The organism is Streptomyces inhibens, assembly GCF_003389455.1.
Classification (GTDB): Bacteria; Actinomycetota; Actinomycetes; order Streptomycetales; family Streptomycetaceae; genus Streptomyces; species Streptomyces inhibens.
On record NZ_QUAC01000131.1, the window covers coordinates 1 to 19,155 of the forward strand.

Here is a 19,155-nt window from a genome sequence, read left to right on the forward strand (position 1 = left end):
GGGGCGGAGCGGGCCCTGTGGCGGGAGTGCCGCGGCCGCCCGGCCAAGCGGAGACCGGGGCAGCCGGCGCGGCCGGCCCCGACGAGGCCGGGGCCGGTGTGACGGCTGCGGGGGCGGCCGGGGGCACCGGGGTGAACGGGTCGGCCGGGGTGGCCGGGGCCGATGAGGTGGACGCCGGTGGCCGTACGGTGGCGGTGATCTCGCCGTTGGTGCGTCGGATGGCGCGGGAAAACGGGCTGGATCTGCGGGAGTTGACGGGGTCCGGGCGGGATGGGCTGATTCTCCGTACGGACGTGGAGTGTGCGATCCGGGCGCGGCGGGAGCGGGAGGCGGCGGGTGCTGCTGGGGCAGTCACCACGGCTGGTGTCGGTGGTCCGGCCGGTGTCGGTGTGACACCCAGTGCCGGTGTGACGGGCGCGGCTGGGGCCGCGCCCGCTACCGGGGCCGTACCCACCACCGGGGCCGCCGTCATCGCAGGCGAGCAGCGGATCCCGCTGAAGGGGATGCTCGGTGCGGCCGCCGAGAAGTTCAGCCGCAGCCGCCGGGAGATCCCGGAGGCGACCTGCTGGGTGGACGCCGATGCCACCGAACTCCTCGCCGCCCGTAAGGCGATGAATGTGCCGGGTGCCCCCAAGGTGTCGCTGCTCGCGCTGCTGGCCCGGATCTGTACGGCCGCGCTCGCACGGTTCCCCGAGCTCAACGCCACCGTCGACACCAAGGCCCAGGAGATCGTCCGACTGCCCGCCGTCCATCTGGGGTTCGCGGCGCAGACCGATCGCGGCCTGGTGGTGCCGGTCGTACGGGACGCTCATGCCCGTACGGTCGAGGCGCTGTCCGCCGAGATCGCCCGGCTCACCGAAACCGCCAGGGCCGGCGGGCTGACCCTGGCCGAGCTGACCCACGGCACGTTCACCCTCAACAACTACGGCGTCTTCGGCGTCGACGGCTCCACGCCGATCATCAACCACCCGGAGGCGGCGATGCTCGGCGTCGGGCGGATAGCCGCCAAACCCTGGGTGCATGAGGGGGAGTTGGCCGTCCGGCAGGTCGTCCAGCTCTCGTTGACCTTCGATCACCGGGTGTGCGACGGCGGCACCGCCGGCGGCTTCCTGCGGTTCGTGGCCGACTGTGTGGAGCAGCCCGCGCTGTTGCTGCGGGCGCTGTGAACGAGTCCTGCGGGCGCTGTCAACGAGTGCTGCGGGCTGGTGAACGTAGCTGCGGGCGCTGGTGAACGCTGCGATGCGACGGGGGTGAGCGCAGCGGCATCGGTGTGATCGGCGCGCCCCTGGTGATACTCAAGGGGTGAGCGACACTCATGGGGTGAGTGACCACACCGACTACGACACCATCGTCCTGGCCGGGGGCGCGGCCCGGCGGCTCGGCGGGGCGGACAAACCCGCCCTGTCCGTCGGCGGCCGCCCCCTGCTGGACCGGGTGCTCGCCGCCTGCCCCGATGCGGCGGTCACCGTCGTCGTCGGTCCCAGGCGCCCGACCACCCGCGCCGTCGTCCGTGCCCTGGAGGACCCGCCCGGCGGCGGCCCGCTCGCCGCGCTGGACGCCGGCCTGCGGCACACCACCGCCCCGACGGTGCTCGTCCTCTCCGCCGATCTGCCGTTCCTGACCGCCGCGACCGTACGCGGCCTCCTGGAGGCGGCGACACGAAAGGCGAGCGCCGAACCCCGGCCGACCGACGCCGCTGCCGACCGCGCCGCCGACGGTTCCGCGCCCCGTGACGGCGCGATGCTCCAGGACGCCTCGGGACGGGACCAGCCGCTGGTGGCCGCCTATCGGGCCGAGTCGCTGCGCCGTGAGCTGGCGCGGGTGCGGGCCGAACACGGCACCCTGGCCGGTCTCCCGCTGCGCGCCGTGTTGGCCGAGTTGGCGCTCGAACGGGTCCCGGACGCCACTTCCACGGCATCCTTCGACTGCGACACCTGGGAAGACATCAGCGCGGCACGCGCCCGTATCAGGGAGCATGGAAACGTGTTGGATGAATGGATCACCGCAGTCAAGGCCGAACTGGGCATCGAGCTCGATGTCGACACGGCGGCGCTTCTCGATCTCGCGCGGGACGCGGCGCACGGCGTGGCCCGCCCGGCCGCGCCGCTGACGACCTTCCTGATCGGTTACGCGGCGGGCCAGCAGGGCCGGGATGTGAAGGAGCTGTCCGACCGGGCCGCCGCACTGGCCAACCGCTGGGCCGCGGAGGCCGAGGAGTCCGACGGCCCGGCCGGTGCCGGCGGCACCACGGGTGCCGAAGCGAAGCCCGCAGAATGACCCACGGGGAGTTCGGCGGGGAGTACGGCAGAGAGCGTGGCGGGGAGTCCGGCGGCATGGTGCGCGAGGCGTGGGGCGACGAAGGGCGCGGTGACCCGTTCGACGATGCGCTCGCGCTGGCCAACAACGTCCGCGGAGCCGCGGCAGCCGATGCACCGGCCACCAGGGGTGGTGACAGCAACCCTCCCACCGCCGGCGCCCGCACACCCGCGAGCGGCGACCCCACCGACCCCGCGGACAGCACCACCCCCGAAGGCCACCCAACCCGCTCCACCCCCACAGCCCGCAACCCCCACCCCACCCCGTCCACCCTCCCCTGGCACACCGCCCGGGACATCGCCGAACGCGCCGTACCCGGGCCGCCCCCGCCCGAGACCTCGACGCTCGGTGAGGCGCTCGGCCGTACGCTCGCCGCGCCCCTCACCGCGCTGACCGATCTGCCGTCGTTCGACACCTCGGCGATGGACGGCTGGGCGGTCTCCGGCCCCGGGCCCTGGCGCATCGACCACCCCGCCGGCGAAGCCGGGGCCGGCCCTCGCCCCGGCATCCTCGCCGGTCACGCCCCCACCGAGGCGTTGCCCGACGGCCATGCCATCCCGATCGCCACCGGCGCGCGCATCCCGTCCGGCGCCACCGCCGTGCTGCGCAGCGAGCACGGCGAGGTCCATGAGCTGAGCGACGGCGGGGCGCGGCTGTACGCGCCGCGGCCCGCACCACCCGGCCAGGACATCCGCCCGCGCGGCCAGGAGTGCCGTCGCGGCGACCAACTCCTGCCCGCCGGCGCCCTGGTGACCCCCGCCGTCCTCGGCCTGGCCGCGGCGGCCGGCTACGACGAGCTGACCGCCTACCCCCGGCCGCGCGCCGAAATCCTCGTCCTGGGCGATGAGTTGCTTCAGCACGGCCTGCCGCAGGAGGGCCGGATCCGCGATGCGCTCGGCCCGATGCTCAGCCCCTGGCTGCATGCGCTGGGCGTCGAGGCGGCCGCGCCGCGCCATCTCGCCGACGACGCCGACACGTTGTACGCGGCCCTCGCGGAGTCCACCGCCGATGTGGTGATCACCACCGGCGGCACCGCGTCGGGCCCCGTCGACCATGTGCACCCCACCCTGCGCCGCCTGGGCGCGGAGGTGCTGGTGGACGGCGTGGCGGTACGCCCCGGGCACCCCATGCTGCTCGCCCGCCTCGCCCCCCGCCGGCATCTCGTCGGCCTCCCCGGCAACCCCCTCGCCGCCGTCTCCGGCTTGTGCACGCTCGCCGAGCCGCTGCTCCGTACGCTCGCCGCCCGCCCTCCCGTCGCGCCGTACCGCATGCCGCTGGCCGCCCCCGTCCACGGTCATCCGCAGGACACCCGGCTGGTGCCGGTGGCCTACCGCGACGACGAGCGGTACGGCCTGATGGCGGCGCCGCTGCACTTCCACGGCCCCGCGATGCTCCGCGGGATCGCCACCGCCGATGCGCTGGCCGTCGTACCGCCCGGTGGCGCGGAGCGCGGCGCCGAGCTCGAACTCCTTGAACTTCCCTGGTCAGCGGGCTGGTCGGCGGGCTGGACGCCGGGCTCGTCGACAGGCTGGACCGCCCCCGGGGCCCCGTACGCACCCACCGGAGGCTCCGCGTGAAGCTCCCGTCCCAGGACGCCGCGGCACGCGAGGTACCCGAGGACCGGTCACACCGGGTGATGCTGCCGCGCCGCGCGCCCAAGGCGCCGCTGCGGCAGGTCGCCCGCCGTCTTCTGATGGCGCTGCTCGTTCTGCTCGTGACGGTCTTGATCGTCTGGATGGACCGCGACGAGTACCACGACAACGCCAACGGGACACTCGATCTGCTCGACTGCNTGGATGGACCGCGACGAGTACCACGACAACGCCAACGGGACACTCGATCTGCTCGACTGCTTCTACTACGCGACCGTCACGCTCTCCACCACGGGCTACGGCGACATCGTCCCGTACGGCGACAGGGCACGGCTGCTGAACATCCTGCTCATCACGCCGCTCCGGGTGGTTTTCCTGATCATCCTGGTCGGCACCACACTGGAAGTGCTGACCGAGCGCACCCGCGAGCAGTGGCAACTGAAACGCTGGAGAAAAGCCTTGCGCGACCACACCGTCATCGTCGGCTTCGGGACCAAGGGCCGTTCCGCCGCCCAGACCCTCCGCGCGACGGGGCTCAGCCGCGACCGCATCGTCATCGTCGACCCGAGCTCCAAGGTGATCGACGCGGCGGTGGCCGACGGGTACGCAGGGGTAGTCGGCGACGCGACCCGCAGCGATGTGCTGCTGCGGGCCGAGGTCCAGCGCGCCCACCAGGTCGTCATCGCCACCCAGCGCGATGACACCGCCGTGCTGGTCTCGTTGACCGCCCGTCAGCTCAACAAGAAGGCCAATATCGTCGCGGCGGTGCGGGAGGAGGAGAACGCCCCGCTGCTGCGGCAGTCCGGCGCCGATGCCGTGATCACCTCCGCCAGCGCGGCCGGCCGGCTGCTGGGGCTCTCCGTCCACAGCCCGAGCGCGGGCATGGTCATGGAGGATCTGATCCAGCAGGGCAGCGGCCTCGACCTGGTGGAACGTCCGGTGGTGAAGGCGGAGGTCGGCAAGTCCGTACGGGAGACCGATGACCTGGTCGTCTCCGTTCTGCGCGGCCACCGGCTCCTCGGGTACGACGATCCGAAGGCCAGCCCGCTGCAGAGCACGGACCGCCTGATCACCATCGTCCGCGCGAGCCCCTCGGAGGAGCCCGATCTCTCCGGCAAACAGCCCGTCAAGCTGCCCGGCACCGGCGTCTCCCCGATGCGCCGGGTGGATGAATAACCCACCTCCGGGCGCAGGCGGGTGGCCGACCCGGCCGTAGCCGTCGGCCCCCGCACCGTCGCTCTGCACGCGGACGGCGAGTAGCCTCGCGCCCATGCGAGCGATCACTGTCCCGGAGCCCGGTGGCCCGGAAGCACTTGTCTGGGCGGAAGTGCCCGATCCGCAGCCCGCCGAGGGTGAGGTCCTGATCGAGGTCGCGGCCAGCGCCGTGAACCGCGCCGACCTGCTCCAGCGCCAGGGCTTCTACGACCCGCCGCCCGGCTCCTCCCCGTACCCCGGTCTGGAGTGCTCGGGGCGGATCATCGAGGTCGGTCCCGGCGTACACGGCTGGGCCGTCGGCGACGAGGTGTGCGCGCTGCTGGCGGGCGGCGGTTACGCGGAGAAGGTCGCCGTCCCGGCCGGGCAGGTACTGCCGGTGCCAGCCGGCCTGGACCTGGTCACGGCCGCCGCGCTGCCCGAGGTGACCTGCACCGTCTGGTCCAACGTCTTCATGATCGCGCACCTGCGGCCCGGTGAGACGCTGCTGGTCCACGGCGGCGCCAGCGGTATCGGCACGATGGCGATCCAGCTCGCCAAGGCCGTCGGCGCGCGGGTCGCGGTCACCGCGGGCGGCCCCGAGAAGCTGGCCCGTTGCGCCGAGTTGGGCGCGGACATCCTCATCGACTACCGCGAGCAGGACTTCGTCCAGGAGATCCGCAAGGCCACCGACAGCAAGGGCGCGGATGTCATCCTCGACATCATCGGCGCGAAGTATCTGCAGCGGAACGTCAAGGCGCTCGCGGTCAGCGGACGGCTGGCGATCATCGGGCTGCAGGGCGGGGTGAAGGCGGAGCTGAACCTCGCCGCCCTGATGGCCAAGCGCGCCGCGATCACCGGCGCCGGGCTGCGCGCCCGCCCGCTGAGCGAGAAGGCGGCCATCGTCGCCGCCGTACGCGAACATGTCTGGCCGCTGATCAGCAACGGCCAGGTCCGGGCGATCGTGGACCGTACGCTGCCGATGGCGGACGCCGCCGAGGCGCACCGCGTCGTGGACGCGAGCGCGCATGTCGGCAAGGTCGTGCTGACGGTCTGAGCCGTCGGGCCGCCCCGGCCACCAGCAGCCCGGGCCGCCTGTGTCCGCCCCTCCCGTGCCCTCGGCAGATAACCCGGCCGACATGTCCAAGATGCCGTGAATCTGATCACATGTGACGCTGGGCAGGTCACCCGACGGCTCGGCACGGGAGGGGCTTGTGGTCGCTCCAGGATTCCGTTCGCGCATTGCCACCGGTTTGTTGGTGGCTGCCGTCGTCCTGCCCGTCCCGGTGGGAGCAACCTCCGCGGCGGCCTCGGACCGGCGGTTCACACCGGTTGATCGCCCTCCGGAGCTCGCCCGCCCCAACGATCCGCGTGACGACTACGCACCCGATGACTTCGGGGTCTTCGGGGCCGATGCTTACGGGGTCGACGACTATCTGGCCGAACCGCCGGCGGGCGGGTCCCTGGCGCGCCGCGGCCGCGCCGGTCACCCAGGAGCCCCGGCGCGCCTACCGGATCTTCCGGACCGCTTCCCCGGCCTGCCGTACGGCCTTCCGGGGCTCTCGGACCATCCGCACCACCACCCGGGTGGTCCGCCCGGGCGCGGACGGTGGCACCACCACCGGCATCACCCGTTCGGCCCTGATTTCCCGGGCCCGCCCTACTCCGCCCCCTACCCCGGTAGCGGCAGCGAGGGCGCGGGCAGGCACAGGCCGTCCCGGCCGTCGGGCCCGTCCGACACCGACCGCGCACACCGCCCGCCAGGCGGGGGGCGCGCGCCGTCGTCCCGGCGCGCCGCGCCTTCGGCGCCCCCTGTCACTACCCCGGCACGGCCGTCCTCCCCCTCGCGCTACGTCGCGGACCGGCTCACCCGGCGTTCCTACGAGAAGCTGCCGCCGCTCCCGACGCCGGATGCCCCGAAGAAGGAACCCCGCTCCGCACCGGGAAACGCGGATGGCGAATCGGCCGCAACCGAGAGTCCGTACGCCATGGAGTCCCCGACGGCCCCGGTCGAGCGGGTGCTCCCGATGGGCGCCGGTCTCGCGCTCACCGGCCTCGGTCTCGCCTTCTTCGGCCTTCGGCTGCGCCGGCGCTGATTCCGGGTGTTTCACGTGAAACGACGGGAATCCCGTTGTTTCACGTGAAACAACGGCCGCAGGATCCACCCGGAAAGGTGGATCATCTTCTCCCGGGGGCACCACCGTCCATAACGCCTCGTACGAGAGAATGGCGGCATGGATATGCCGATGAACGAACGGTCGCAGGAGAACCCGCACGTCCTGGTTGTCGGCCCGGACGGCATGGCGCTCGGCAGCGCCGGCTCCGGTGGTGGGGACGATGCCGAGGAGCCCCGCGAAGTCCCGGTGACGGACATGGTCGAACAGCCGGCGAAGGTCATGCGCATCGGCAGCATGATCAAGCAGTTGCTGGAGGAGGTGAAGGCCGCTCCTCTCGACGAGGCAAGCCGGGTCCGGCTCAAGGAGATCCACTCCAGCTCGGTCAAGGAGCTGGAGGACGGACTGGCGCCCGAGCTGGTGGAGGAGCTGGAGCGGCTGTCGCTGCCGTTCAACGATGAATCGGTGCCGACGGAAGCGGAGCTGCGGATCGCGCAGGCCCAGCTGGTGGGCTGGCTGGAGGGCCTCTTCCACGGCATTCAGACCGCGCTGTTCGCCCAGCAGATGGCGGCCCGCGCCCAGTTGGAGTCGATGCGCCGTGCGCTGCCGCCCGGTGTCGGGCCGATGGAGAGCGACGAGGACAAGCCCGGCCACGGCAGTGCCCGCTCGGGCCCGTACCTCTAAAGATCCCGCAGGATGGCCGGAGGGGCCGGTACGCGAAGTGCGTGCCGGCCCCTCCTTCCTGCATGTGCCCGAGTTAGTAGTGCCCTGTCGAGACGGTCAGTTGGATCGTCTCGCCGCTCTTCGGGTCCCATCGGTCGAAGCCCCCCGGCTTCGTCGCGACGACCGTGTTCTTGGCCGTGTACGCACGGTTCTCTTCCACGACCTTGTACTTCCAGCCCGCCGCGTCGAGGCAGGCCTTCACCGAGTCCAGGTTCTTGTAGGTGAGGAACGGGAAGTAGATCTTTTTCGGTTCGCTGTAGGGGGAGCTCGGCTTGGTGCAGTCGGCCGTGGCGACCGTCTTCGTCTTGTCCTCAGGCATGACGCTCTGGGTGGGCGACGGGGTGTACGAGTACGGCGTGTACGTCGACGTCGGGGTGACATCACCGCCGTTGTCGTCGCTGGATCCGGCGCTCAGACCGATGCCGATCGCGATCGCGGTGACCACGACCACGCCGACTATCGCCGAGACCACGATCACCGGGGTGTTGTTCTTCCGGCCCCCGGGGCCACCGGTCGCCGGCATCGAGGCCGTCACGGGCGGCGGGGTGTACGCAGGCGGTGCCTGGTAGCCACCGCTGTTGAACGGCGCGGGGCCGGGAATCGGGCCCGGCACCGGGGTCGGGTACGCGTTGTTCATCGGCGGAGGCGTCGACGGACCGAACCCGACGGCCTGTGTCGGCTGATACGGCTGCTGCACGTTCGGCGGGACCGGCGTCTGCGGGTTGCCGGACGCCGTGGGGAACACCGCGGAGGAGACCGACGAGCCGCTGGTACGCGCCCGCGGGCCCTCGCCGATGATCAGCGGCGTCGCACCGGACTGCCCGGACCCGGCGATACGCAGACACTCGTCCCGCATCGCCTCGGCGGTCGGGAACCGCTCGTTGGGGTTCTTCTTCAGCGCCCGGGCCACCAGCGCGTCCACGGCCGGCGGCAGCGAGCGGTTGATGCTCGACGGGGCCGGCGGCTCTTCCTGGACATGGGCGTAGGCGATGGCGAGCGGGGAGTCCGCGTCGAACGGCAGCTGACCGGTCATGAGCTCGAAGAGCATGATGCCGACGGAGTAGAGGTCGGAGCGGGCGTCCACACCGCGGCCCAGCGCCTGCTCGGGCGACAGGTACTGCGGGGTACCGACGACCATGCCGGTCTGCGTCATCGACGTCACGCCGGACTGCATGGCGCGGGCGATGCCGAAGTCCATGACCTTGACGACGCCACGCTTGTTCAGCATCACGTTGCCGGGCTTGATGTCGCGGTGGACCAGGCCCATCTCGTGGCTGACCTCGAGCGCGGCCAGCACATCGGCCGTGATCTTCAGGGCTTTTTCCGTCGGCATCGCGCCATGTTGGGCGATGTCGGTGTCCAGGTCGGAGCGCAGCGGCTGGCCCGCGACGTACTCCATGACGATGTACGGCACCATGGCGCCGTCGAGCTCGTCCTCACCGGAGTCGAAGACCGAGACGATGTTGGTGTGCGTGAGCTTCGCCACGGACTGTGCCTCGCGGCGGAAGCGCTCGCGGAAGGCCTGCTCGCGACCGAGCTCGGTGTGCAGGGTCTTGATCGCGACGTCGCGATCGAGCACTGTGTCATGTGCGAGGTGCACGGACGCCATGCCGCCCGCGCCGAGAAGATCACGAAGCTGGTAACGTCCTCCGCCGACCGAACGGCCCTCGAATTGGCCCTGAGCGCCGTCCTGGCTCATCGTTCCGCTTCCCCCTAGGCGCAATACCCGTACGTATAGCGATCAAAATCTGGAATTCCGCAGCCAAGTCTGCCCCAGGGCCCGGACACGTCAAGCCGTGTGCCCGTTCCGTGACCAGATGTGCAAGATCCCGTCACGGCGGTGAGACGTTTTGGCCCCTGATTACCCTTGGTGAACTTGCCGCTTTTGGCGTCCCGCAGGTTTGATGGCCGGTCCACGACGGACCGGTGGGTGCCGCGGAACCTGTAGCGTGCTCTAGCGAAGACCGATGACCTTACCGCTCTCATGCGGATTGATTCGACGGCGAGGACCGATGGCACCGACGCAGAGCCCCCAGGGCCCGTCCGATCCTGACGCCACCGGCTCCAATATCCCCGACGCACCGGAGATGTGGGGCAACGGCGGGTTGGTCGGCGACGGCCGCTACCGGCTCACGCATCGGCTCGGCCGCGGCGGTATGGCCGAGGTGTTCGCGGCCGAGGACGTGCGTCTTGGCCGCACCGTCGCCGTGAAGCTGCTGCGTGCCGACCTTGCCGAGGACCCGGTGTCCAAGGCCCGCTTCACGCGCGAGGCACAGTCCGTGGCCGGGCTGAACCACCACGCTGTGGTGGCGGTCTACGACTCGGGCGAGGACCTGGTCGGCGGCAACACCGTGCCGTACATGGTGATGGAGCTGGTCGAGGGCCACACCATCCGCGATCTGCTGCACAACGCAGAAGCCCCGCCGCCGGACCAGGCGCTGATCATCGTCTCCGGTGTGCTGGAGGCGCTGGCCTACAGCCACCAGCACGGCATCGTGCACCGCGACATCAAGCCCGCGAACGTGAGCATCACGAACAGCGGCGCCGTCAAGGTCATGGATTTCGGCATCGCCCGCGCCCTGCACGGCGCCGCGTCCACCATGACCCAGACCGGCATGGTCATGGGCACGCCCCAGTACCTCTCCCCGGAGCAGGCGCTCGGCAAGACCGTCGACACCCGCTCCGACCTCTACGCCACCGGCTGCCTGCTGTACGAACTCCTCACGCTGCGGCCGCCGTTCACCGGCGAGACCCCGCTCTCGGTGGTCTACCAGCATGTTCAGGACATGCCGGTGGCGCCGTCCCAGGTCGCCGACGGGGTGCCGCCGGAGCTGGACGGTCTGGTCATGCGGTCGCTGGCCAAGGACCCCGACGACCGGTTCCAGACCGCTGAGGAGATGCGCGGCCTGGTCCAGTACTCCCTGCAGATGCTGCACGAGCAGGGCGGCCACACCGGCACCTGGAGCACCGGCCCGGTCGCCATGCACGAGGGCGGTCACACCCCGTCCAGGGGCTCCGCCGCCACCACCGCGCTGCCGCACCACGACGCCGGCCACACCACGGCACAGCCGATCCTGACGCCCGGTATGCGGGACGACGACGGCGGCTTCGACGGCGGGCCCCGGCCGGGCAAGGGCGGCCGCGGCAAGATCTGGCTGATCGCGGCGCTCGCGATGATCGCCATCGCGGTGGGTGTGGCCTTCGCGGTGCAGAACACCAAGGACCAGAACCAGAAGCACAACACCCCCACGACGCAGTCGCCGTCGCCGTCGAAGGACGACAAGCCCAGCAAGCAGCCGTCGGAGGAGCCGAGCACCCCGGACATCGACCCCGGCGGCAGCGGAAGTGACGGCGGTACGTACACCCAGCCGTCGACGGAGGAGCCGAGCACGCCGGAGACGTCCGAGCCGCCGACCTCGCAGCCGCCGACGACGGAGGAGCCGACGACCGAGCCGCCCACCGACCCCACCGGCGGCACGGACGACGGCGGGACCACGGACGGCGGGCCGACCGGCCCCCCGAACGGTGGCACGGACAACGGCGGGACCACCACCGGCACGGACAGCGGGACCACCGCGGGCAGCGGCACGGACTCCGGTTCGTCGCTCGGTACGACCGGCTGACGCGACCGCCCCGCCGCCCGCTTCAGCGGGTGAACGCCTCGCGTACGGCGCGGTATTCGCGGGTCCACCACACCGCCAGTGCGGCCGCCGCCGGGAATTGTGGATCGGTGCGGCGGTCGCCGAGCTGGTAGCGCCAGGTGAGCATCCAGAAGTCGTTCAGCCGCTCCCACCACACCCGGTGGACGGCCGCGGCCAGTTCGTCCGCGTCGGCGCCGCAGGCGCTGCGGTAGGCGCCCGCGTACGCCGCCACCTTGGCCAGGTCCAGCGTCCCGCAGGGGCGTACGAAGAAGATCGCGGCGGCGCGTACCGCCTCCTCGGCGCGTGGCTGGACGCCCAGCCGGTCCCAGTCGACGATCGCGGTCGGCTCCGCGCCGCGGTAGAGCACATTGAGCGGGTGGAAGTCGCCGTGCACCCAGCCCGCGGCGGGTTCGGTGCCGGGTGGCGGGCGGTGGTGCGTGTGCCGCTCCAGCAGGGCCCGGCGCTCCAGCAGCCGGTGCTCGGCGAGCTCGTCGAAGCTGGTGCGCGGGCGGGCGCCGCGGGCCAGCGCCAGCAGCTCGTCGATCATCTCGAAGGTCCGCGCGGGGTCGGCGCCGGCGTCCGCGCAGGGTGGCCGCGGCGGATGCGGTTCGTCCGCCATGACCTGCTCCAGCGCGGTGTGGACGAGCCCGAGCAGCGCGCCGAGCCGGTGGGACTGGCCGCGGGTCAGCGCGGCGCCGTCGAGGTGCCGGCCCTCGACCCAGGGGTGCAGCGCGTAGCAGCGGTCGTCGAGGACGGTGACGGTGCGGCCGTCCGCGTCGGCGACCGGTGGGGCGACCGGCAGGCCGAGCATGGCGAGCCGGCGGGTGGCGCGGTGCTGGCGGGTGAGGGCGGCGCGGTCGCCGTCGAGGTGGTGCTTGAGGAAGTAGCGGCCGCGGGTGGTCGCGAGGAAATAGCCGTGGTTGAGCAGGCCTTCGGCGACGGGTTCGCAGGACAGCGGCGCACCGGCGCCGGTGTAGTGGCGGAGCAGGGAGCCGAGGGTGTCTTTGTCGGGCGTCGCCGCCGCCCGGACTACAGATGAGCGCAGCACGCGCCAGATGTTAGATCAACTACGCCCGTCGGAGTGGGCGTACGGGAAAGCATTACGCAGAGTGCGCAAACCGGAAGGCGGGCATATCGGTGACTTGCCGTTCGCGCCCGGCCGGCAAGTAGGGGCCGGCAGCTCCGAGGAAGCGGGACGATGGTCCCGAATGCCCATGAGCCGGGCAGGGTGGTGCGGTCGCCCCGCGCCGGGTCAGTGCTTCTCCGCCTGTAGGCGCGCGACGTATGCGGCGGCCTGGGAGCGGCGCTCCATGCCGAGCTTGGAGAGCAGGCTGGAGACGTAATTCTTGATCGTTTTCTCGGCGAGATGGAGCCGTTCGCCGATCGCGCGATTGGTCAGCCCCTCGCCGATCAGATCGAGGATCTTGCGCTCCTGGTCGGTGAGGCTCGCCAGCCGGTCGTCGCCCTTCGCGGCGCTGCCGTCGCGCAGTCGCTCCAGGACGCGGGCCGTGGCCACGGGGTCGAGCAGGGACTTGCCGGCGGCCACCTCGCGTACCGCGGAGAGCAGTTCATTGCCCCGAATGGCCTTGAGGACATAACCGGCCGCACCGGCCATGATCGCATCGAAAAGGGCCTCGTCGTCCGCGAACGAGGTGAGCATCAGGCATTTGATGTTCTCGTCCTGCGAACGGATCTCGCGGCAGACCTCGACGCCGCTGCCGTCGGGCAGCCGGACATCGAGCACCGCGACGTCGGGACGCGTCGCCGGGATCCTGACCAGGGCATCTGCGGCGGTACCCGCCTCGCCGACCACCTCGATGTCGTCCTCGACCGTGAGCATTTCGTGGACGCCGCGCCGGACGACTTCGTGGTCATCGAGCAGAAATACCGTGATTTTTCCGTCTTCGCGCACCACCCCAGTCTCACACATCGACTCTTCCCGTGCTCCAGGTCACCGATATAACGTGCCGTTGTCCCGGCGGCCTGCAACGCTGTGACCAGGAGTTGTTCCAAGCCTTCGCGATTTACTTGGAAATCCAAGCAAAATCGCAGGTCAGCGCCGTTTCCACTTCGGCTTTGACAATGGGTAACGTGCAATGAGCAGGCCACCTTCCGGGAGCTTTGTTCCACCCGGATCCGGCCGCGTTCGCACACACCCCGTGCGCCGTATCGGATACCGGGTGAGCCGCAATACGGCCACCGGCGGACCCCGGGGGCCGGACAGACGGAGGAGCAGCACGTGACCGTGGAAGGCACTGCGCAGCGGAAAAACGCCCGCAGCAGCAGCAAGCGCACCACCGCCAAAAAGGCGACGGCGGCAAAGAAGGCGTCCCCGGCCAAGGCCGGGAACACCAGCCGGTCCGAGCAGGCGGAGCAGGATCAGCTCGTACAACTGCTGACCCCCGAGGGGAAGCGGGTCGAGCACCCGGAATACGCGATCGACCTTTCCCCCGAAGAACTGCGCGGGCTCTACCGCGACATGGTTCTGACGCGGAAATTCGACGCCGAGGCGACCACCCTCCAGCGCCAGGGCGAATTGGGTCTGTGGGCCTCGCTGCTGGGCCAGGAGGCCGCCCAGATCGGCTCCGGGCGCGCGCTGCGCGACGACGACTATGTCTTCCCGACCTACCGCGAACACGGCGTCGCCTGGTGCCGCGGCGTCGACCCCACGAACCTGCTGGGCATGTTCCGCGGTGTCAATCACGGCGGCTGGGACCCCAACAGCAACAACTTCCACCTCTACACCATCGTCATCGGTTCGCAGACGCTGCATGCGACCGGCTATGCGATGGGTGTGCAGAAGGACGGCGCGGATTCCGCGGTCATCGCGTATTTCGGTGACGGTGCCTCCAGCCAGGGCGACGTCGCCGAATCCTTCACCTTCTCCGCGGTCTACAACGCTCCGGTCGTGTTCTTCTGCCAGAACAACCAGTGGGCGATTTCCGAACCCACCGAGAGGCAGACCCGGGTGCCGCTCTACCAGCGCGCCCGCGGCTTCGGATTCCCCGGCGTACGGGTCGACGGCAATGACGTACTCGCCTGTCTGGCGGTGACCAAGGCCGCGCTGGAGCGGGCGCGCACCGGCCAGGGCCCGATGCTCATCGAGGCGTTCACCTACCGCATGGGCGCGCACACCACCTCCGACGATCCGACCAAGTACCGGGCGGACGAGGAGCGGGTGGCCTGGGAGGCCAAGGACCCGATCCTGCGGCTGCGGACGTACCTGGAGGCCGAGGGGCTGGTCGACGAGGCGTATCTCGCCTCGATCGACGAGGAGAGCGAGGCCCTGGGCAAGCGGGTCCGCGATGCCGTACGCGCCATGCCCGACCCGGACACCATGGCGATCTTCGAGAATGTCTATGCCGACGGGCATGCGCTCGTCGATGAGGAGCGCGCGCAGTTCGCCGCGTACCAGGCATCGTTCGCGGATGCCGATGTTGTCGCGGAGGGGAACTGACCATGGCCGTCTTCGAGAAGATCACCATCGCCAAGGCGATCAACGAGTCGCTCCGTGCCTCCATGGAGGCCGACCCCAAGGTCCTCGTCATGGGTGAGGACGTCGGCAAGCTCGGCGGCGTCTTCCGCGTCACCGACGGCCTGCAGAAGGACTTCGGCGAGGACCGGGTGATCGACACCCCGCTGGCCGAGTCCGGCATCGTCGGCACCGCGATCGGCCTGGCGCTGCGCGGCTACCGCCCGGTCGTCGAGATCCAGTTCGACGGCTTCGTCTTCCCCGCCTACGACCAGATCGTCACCCAGCTCGCCAAGATGCACGCCCGTGCGCTGGGCAAGATCAAGGTGCCGGTCGTCATCCGCATTCCGTACGCGGGCGGTATCGGCGCGGTCGAGCACCACTCCGAGTCCCCCGAGGCGCTGTTCGCGCATGTCGCGGGCCTCAAGATCGTCTCTCCTTCGAACTCCTCCGATGCCTACTGGATGCTCCAGCAGGCGATCGCCGGCGACGATCCGGTCATCTACTTCGAGCCCAAGCGCCGCTACCACGACAAGTCGCGGCTGGACACCGAGTCGATCCCGGACCCGCTGCACAAGGCCCGGATCGCCCAGAGCGGCTCCGACCTCACGCTGGCCGCCTATGGCCCGATGGTCAAGGTCTGTCTGGACGTCGCCAAGGTCGCGGCCGAGGAGGGCAAGTCGGTCGAGGTCATCGACCTGCGCTCGCTCTCGCCGATCGACTTCGACACCGTGCAGTCCTCGGTGCAGAAGACCGGCCGGCTGGTCGTCGTCCATGAGGCACCGGTCTTCTTCGGTTCCGGTGCGGAGATCGCCGCCCGGATCACCGAGCGGTGCTTCTACCACCTGGAGGCGCCCGTCCTGCGGGTCGGCGGCTTCCACTCCCCGTACCCGCCCTCCCGTCTGGAGGACGAGTACCTTCCGGGGCTGGACCGGGTGCTCGACGCCGTAGACCGCGCGTTGGCGTACTGAGGGTTAGAGGAGAGTTCGTGACCATGACTGCAAGTACCGCCAAGGCCCAGCGCTTCCGCGAGTTCAAGATGCCCGACGTGGGCGAGGGGCTGACCGAGGCCGAGATCCTCAAGTGGTACGTCCAGCCGGGCGACACCGTCACCGACGGCCAGGTCGTCTGCGAGGTCGAGACCGCCAAGGCCGCCGTTGAACTGCCCATTCCGTACGACGGGGTGGTGCATGAGCTGAACTTCGGCGAGGGCGTCACCGTCGATGTCGGCACCGTCATCATCTCCGTGGACACCGACCCCGGAGCCGGGCCCGCCGAGGCGCCGACGGCGAACGGCACGGAACAGGCCGCCGCCGCGACCGAGGACGAGGACGCCGAGCCGCAGGGCCGGCAGGCGGTGCTGGTCGGCTACGGCGCCGCGCCGTCCTCGACCAAGCGCCGGGCGCGCAAGCCGCAGCCGGGCGTGCCGGCCCAGCCCGCGAGCGCCCCGATCCAGGCCGAGCTGAACGGGCGGGCCGCACCCGCGCCGATGACCGCCCCGGTGGCCGCTCCTGCGGCACCCGCTGCTCCGGTGGTTCCGGCTGCTCCGGTGGTTCCGGCCACGAGCGCCGCGGGTGCCGGGTCGGCCGGCCGGCCGCTGGCCAAGCCGCCGGTGCGCAAGCTCGCCAAGGACCTCGGAATCGACCTTGCGACGATCACCCCGACCGGGCCGGGCGGCATCATCACCCGCGAGGATGTGCATGCGGCCGCTGCCCCGGCAGCGGCGCCGTCCCTGGCCGAGGCTCCCGAGCCGATGGCCGTCGCCACGGCGGTCGCCCCGGCCGAGCCCGGCATCGTCGACGCCGCTGCCCGCGAGCGGCGGGTGCCGGTCAAGGGCGTACGCAAGGCCACCGCACAGGCGATGGTCGCCAGCGCCTTCACCGCGCCGCATGTCACGGAGTTCATCACCGTCGATGTGACCCGCACGATGAAGCTCGTCCAGGAGCTCAAGCAGGACCCGGACATGGCGGGGCTGCGGGTCAATCCGCTGCTGCTCGTCGCCAAGGCTTTCCTGGTTGCCATCAAGCGGCACCCGGAGGTCAACGCGTCCTGGGACGAGGCGCATCAGGAGATCGTCTACAAGGACTACATCAACCTGGGGATCGCGGCGGCCACTCCGCGTGGGCTGATCGTCCCGAACATCAAGGACGCCGGCGTCAAGACGCTCCCCCAACTCGCCGCGGAACTGGGCGACCTGGTGGCCACCGCCCGCGAGGGCAAGACCTCCCCGGCGGCGATGGCCGGTGGCACGGTCACCATCACCAACGTCGGCGTCTTCGGCGTCGACACCGGTACGCCGATCCTCAACCCGGGGGAGTCGGCGATCCTCGCCTTCGGTGCGGTCAAGCTCCAGCCGTGGGTCCACAAGGGCAAGGTGACAGCGCGCCAGGTCACCACCCTCGCGCTGTCCTTCGACCACCGGCTGATCGACGGCGAACTGGGCTCCAAGCTGCTCGCGGATATCGCGGCGGTGCTGGAGCGGCCCAAGCGGTTGATCACCTGGGGCTGAGCCGGGAATGCAGGGCCGGGGCGGGCCGGTGCGTCGTTTCACGTGAAACGGTCGCACTGGCCCGCCCCGGCCCTTGGACGGCGTGGTGCGGAAAACGGTGAGCGGCTGCGGACGGCCGGCAGCCGGCTTCGTATCGGACCGGTGGCCCGGTCAGCCCCGGATGAGCTCCACTGCGCGGCTGAAGTGCGCCACCGGCCCGGTCGGGGCGGACTCGTCGGCGTGCGCGGCGCCGCGGGTGAGCGCGACGCCCGCCCACAGTCCGGCGACGATCAGTGCCAGTACGACGGTGTTCCGCGTGCGGCGGCCGGCGTTCGTCCTGGGCTGCATGGTCAACTCCCCTTGAGTGTCTGAGCCTCCCCGGCTCCAGGTCTCCATTCACCCATGGAATTCGGGCCGATCCGTACGCGTCAGGTACGGACTCTCGTCAGACTTGAGGCTGACCTGACATCAGCCTGTGGTCCCCCATTCGACAGATGCCGGGCCCCGCACCGGAAAGGGTTTGCCGCCGTCGCCCGTGCTGTTTACGGTCGGCGAAATGAGCAGCGACATGATCATCCGACGTTATCGGGCGTCCGACCAGGACGTTGTCACCGACCTGTGGTCCCGGGCGGCGCGGCAGGCGCATCCGTTCATCGAGGGGGAGGGCGCGGGCGAACGGGCCCGGGTCCTTCGCGAGGTGTATCTCGTCCAGGCGGAGAACTGGGTCGCCGAGCGCGATGGCATCGTCATCGGGCTGCTCGGACTGCTGGGCGCCAAGGACGGTAGCGGGCACGCGAACGGTCCCGGCGGGACCGGGGTCGGGGCTGCGGCCGAGGCCGACGGGGCCGAGGTCGACGGGGCCGAGGTCGACGGGGTCGAGGTAGGCGGGCTGTTCGTGGCGCCGGAGGCCCAAGGGGACGGCATCGGGCGGGAGTTGCTGGAGCATGCGGCGGCGCTGCACGGTGCGCTGACCCTGGAGGTCTTCGAGGGCAATGCCCGCGCCCGCCGCTTCTATGCGCACCTCGGCTTTACGGAGCGGGGGCGGCGGGTGGACGAGGAGACCGGCCATCCGCTGATCGCCCTGGAGCGCGCGGCGCCGCTGAAGTCGGTGAGCTGGCTGCATCTGCGCGAGGGGCGGCTGCTGAGCGTACGGACCCGCGGGAACGACACGTTCTACCTCCCCGGCGGCAAATACGAGCCCGGAGAGACCGCGCGCGAGGCGCTGTCGCGTGAGCTCTCCGAAGAACTCGGCCTGGTGGTCCCCGCCGACGAGCTGCTGGAGGCGTTCGTCATCCATGACGTCGCCCACGGCAAGAACGGCCGTCGACTCCAGATGACCTGCTTCACCGGCGGGCCCCAGGACATCGCACCGGCCCCGGGCCGGGAGATCGCCGAGTACGCCTGGTTCGACCGCCGGGAGGCACGCGAGCGCTGCGCACCCGCGCACTCCCAGGTCGTGGACCGGTTGGTCGCGCAGGGCCGGATGCCGGGCTGACGGCCAAAGCGGGGCGGACGGGCGGGGGCTCGGACCTGCCGCCCGTCCGCCCCGCTTTGGCTGCCGCCGGAGGGCCCTCATAACGCCCCTACCAGGACAAACACTCCCCCTCGTTGTCCGCAT

At 71.0% G+C, this 19,155-nt stretch carries 14 protein-coding genes and 2 pseudogenes; 12 read left to right on the top strand and 4 right to left on the bottom strand.

The features are described 5' to 3' along the window. The 7 genes and pseudogenes from DY245_RS16905 to DY245_RS16930 form a co-directional block, all read left to right on the top strand. Nucleotides 1–1,166 (top strand): dihydrolipoamide acetyltransferase family protein (locus DY245_RS16905; RefSeq protein ID WP_244943090.1); only part of this gene is annotated, 1,166 nt, incomplete at its 5' end. A gap of 154 nt (nt 1,167–1,320) precedes the next feature. Then, a complete protein-coding gene (locus DY245_RS16910; protein WP_128508087.1) occupies nt 1,321–2,277 on the top strand; it encodes a DUF6457 domain-containing protein in 957 nt (318 codons plus the stop codon). Then, a complete protein-coding gene (locus DY245_RS16915; RefSeq protein ID WP_425329400.1) occupies nt 2,274–3,893 on the top strand; it encodes a molybdopterin molybdotransferase MoeA in 1,620 nt (539 codons plus the stop codon). The genes DY245_RS16910 and DY245_RS16915 overlap by 4 nt, the downstream gene beginning before the upstream one ends. Then, nucleotides 3,890–4,108 (top strand): annotated as a pseudogene (locus tag DY245_RS46360) (Ion channel protein); the annotation flags it as partial. The gene DY245_RS16915 and the pseudogene DY245_RS46360, both read left to right, overlap by 4 nt. A 1-nt stretch (nt 4,109) precedes the next feature. After that, nucleotides 4,110–5,084: pseudogene (locus DY245_RS16920) on the top strand (potassium channel family protein); the annotation flags it as partial. Between the two features lie 94 nt (nt 5,085–5,178). Next, nucleotides 5,179–6,156 carry an NAD(P)H-quinone oxidoreductase gene (locus DY245_RS16925; protein ID WP_128508088.1) on the top strand — a complete coding sequence of 326 codons (978 nt, stop codon included), beginning with the start codon at nt 5,179–5,181 and terminating at the stop codon, nt 6,154–6,156. 1,177 nt (nt 6,157–7,333) lie between these two features. Then, nucleotides 7,334–7,897, top strand: coding sequence for a bacterial proteasome activator family protein (locus tag DY245_RS16930; protein WP_181923724.1), 564 nt, complete (start codon nt 7,334–7,336; stop codon nt 7,895–7,897). 73 nt (nt 7,898–7,970) lie between these two features. Here the strand turns inward: DY245_RS16930 and DY245_RS16935 are convergent, their stop codons facing one another. Continuing rightward, complete coding sequence (locus DY245_RS16935; protein WP_128508090.1) at nt 7,971–9,635, bottom strand: protein kinase domain-containing protein; 1,665 nt, start codon at nt 9,633–9,635, stop codon at nt 7,971–7,973. 313 nt (nt 9,636–9,948) lie between these two features. Between DY245_RS16935 and DY245_RS16940 the strand changes: the two genes are divergently transcribed. Then, entirely contained in the window at nt 9,949–11,559 is a 1,611-nt protein-coding gene (locus DY245_RS16940) for a protein kinase domain-containing protein (RefSeq protein WP_128508091.1), read from the top strand. A gap of 22 nt (nt 11,560–11,581) precedes the next feature. Here the strand turns inward: DY245_RS16940 and DY245_RS16945 are convergent, their stop codons facing one another. Together DY245_RS16945 and DY245_RS16950 are read right to left on the bottom strand one after the other, a co-directional pair. After that, nucleotides 11,582–12,625, bottom strand: a complete 1,044-nt coding sequence (locus DY245_RS16945) for a phosphotransferase (protein WP_128508092.1) — start codon at nt 12,623–12,625, stop codon at nt 11,582–11,584. 204 nt (nt 12,626–12,829) lie between these two features. Continuing rightward, nucleotides 12,830–13,489 carry a response regulator gene (locus DY245_RS16950; protein ID WP_128508093.1) on the bottom strand — a complete coding sequence of 220 codons (660 nt, stop codon included), beginning with the start codon at nt 13,487–13,489 and terminating at the stop codon, nt 12,830–12,832. Between the two features lie 327 nt (nt 13,490–13,816). Here DY245_RS16950 and pdhA point away from each other — a divergent pair, with 327 nt between their 5' ends. From pdhA to DY245_RS16965, 3 genes are read left to right on the top strand one after another with little or no spacing between them, the layout of a single operon-like run. Continuing rightward, entirely contained in the window at nt 13,817–15,034 is a 1,218-nt protein-coding gene (pdhA, locus tag DY245_RS16955; RefSeq protein WP_128508094.1) for a pyruvate dehydrogenase (acetyl-transferring) E1 component subunit alpha, read from the top strand. Nucleotides 15,035–15,036: 2 nt separating this feature from the next. After that, nucleotides 15,037–16,020, top strand: a complete 984-nt coding sequence (locus tag DY245_RS16960) for an alpha-ketoacid dehydrogenase subunit beta (protein ID WP_128508095.1) — start codon at nt 15,037–15,039, stop codon at nt 16,018–16,020. Between the two features lie 23 nt (nt 16,021–16,043). Then, nucleotides 16,044–17,558 carry a dihydrolipoamide acetyltransferase family protein gene (locus DY245_RS16965; protein WP_128508096.1) on the top strand — a complete coding sequence of 505 codons (1,515 nt, stop codon included), beginning with the start codon at nt 16,044–16,046 and terminating at the stop codon, nt 17,556–17,558. A 150-nt stretch (nt 17,559–17,708) separates the two neighbouring features. Here DY245_RS16965 and DY245_RS44445 read toward each other — a convergent pair whose 3' ends face one another. Further along, a complete protein-coding gene (locus DY245_RS44445; protein WP_181923726.1) occupies nt 17,709–17,885 on the bottom strand; it encodes a hypothetical protein in 177 nt (58 codons plus the stop codon). Between the two features lie 208 nt (nt 17,886–18,093). Here DY245_RS44445 and DY245_RS16970 point away from each other — a divergent pair, with 208 nt between their 5' ends. Next, a complete protein-coding gene (locus tag DY245_RS16970; RefSeq protein WP_128508097.1) occupies nt 18,094–19,032 on the top strand; it encodes a GNAT family N-acetyltransferase in 939 nt (312 codons plus the stop codon). Nucleotides 19,033–19,155: the final 123 nt, after the last annotated feature.

What these genes read in the sequence shown, in the direction of transcription:
- DY245_RS16915 (WP_425329400.1), top strand. Translation starts at nt 2,274, where the DNA reads ATGACCCACGGGGAGTTCGGCGGGGAGTACGGCAGAGAGCGTGGCGGG.
- DY245_RS16925 (WP_128508088.1), top strand. Translation starts at nt 5,179, where the DNA reads ATGCGAGCGATCACTGTCCCGGAGCCCGGTGGCCCGGAAGCACTTGTC.
- DY245_RS16930 (WP_181923724.1), top strand. Translation starts at nt 7,334, where the DNA reads ATGGATATGCCGATGAACGAACGGTCGCAGGAGAACCCGCACGTCCTG.
- DY245_RS16935 (WP_128508090.1), bottom strand. Translation starts at nt 9,635, where the DNA reads ATGAGCCAGGACGGCGCTCAGGGCCAATTCGAGGGCCGTTCGGTCGGC.
- DY245_RS16940 (WP_128508091.1), top strand. Translation starts at nt 9,949, where the DNA reads ATGGCACCGACGCAGAGCCCCCAGGGCCCGTCCGATCCTGACGCCACC.
- DY245_RS16960 (WP_128508095.1), top strand. Translation starts at nt 15,037, where the DNA reads ATGGCCGTCTTCGAGAAGATCACCATCGCCAAGGCGATCAACGAGTCG.
- DY245_RS16965 (WP_128508096.1), top strand. Translation starts at nt 16,044, where the DNA reads ATGACTGCAAGTACCGCCAAGGCCCAGCGCTTCCGCGAGTTCAAGATG.
- DY245_RS44445 (WP_181923726.1), bottom strand. Translation starts at nt 17,885, where the DNA reads ATGCAGCCCAGGACGAACGCCGGCCGCCGCACGCGGAACACCGTCGTA.
- DY245_RS16970 (WP_128508097.1), top strand. Translation starts at nt 18,094, where the DNA reads ATGAGCAGCGACATGATCATCCGACGTTATCGGGCGTCCGACCAGGAC.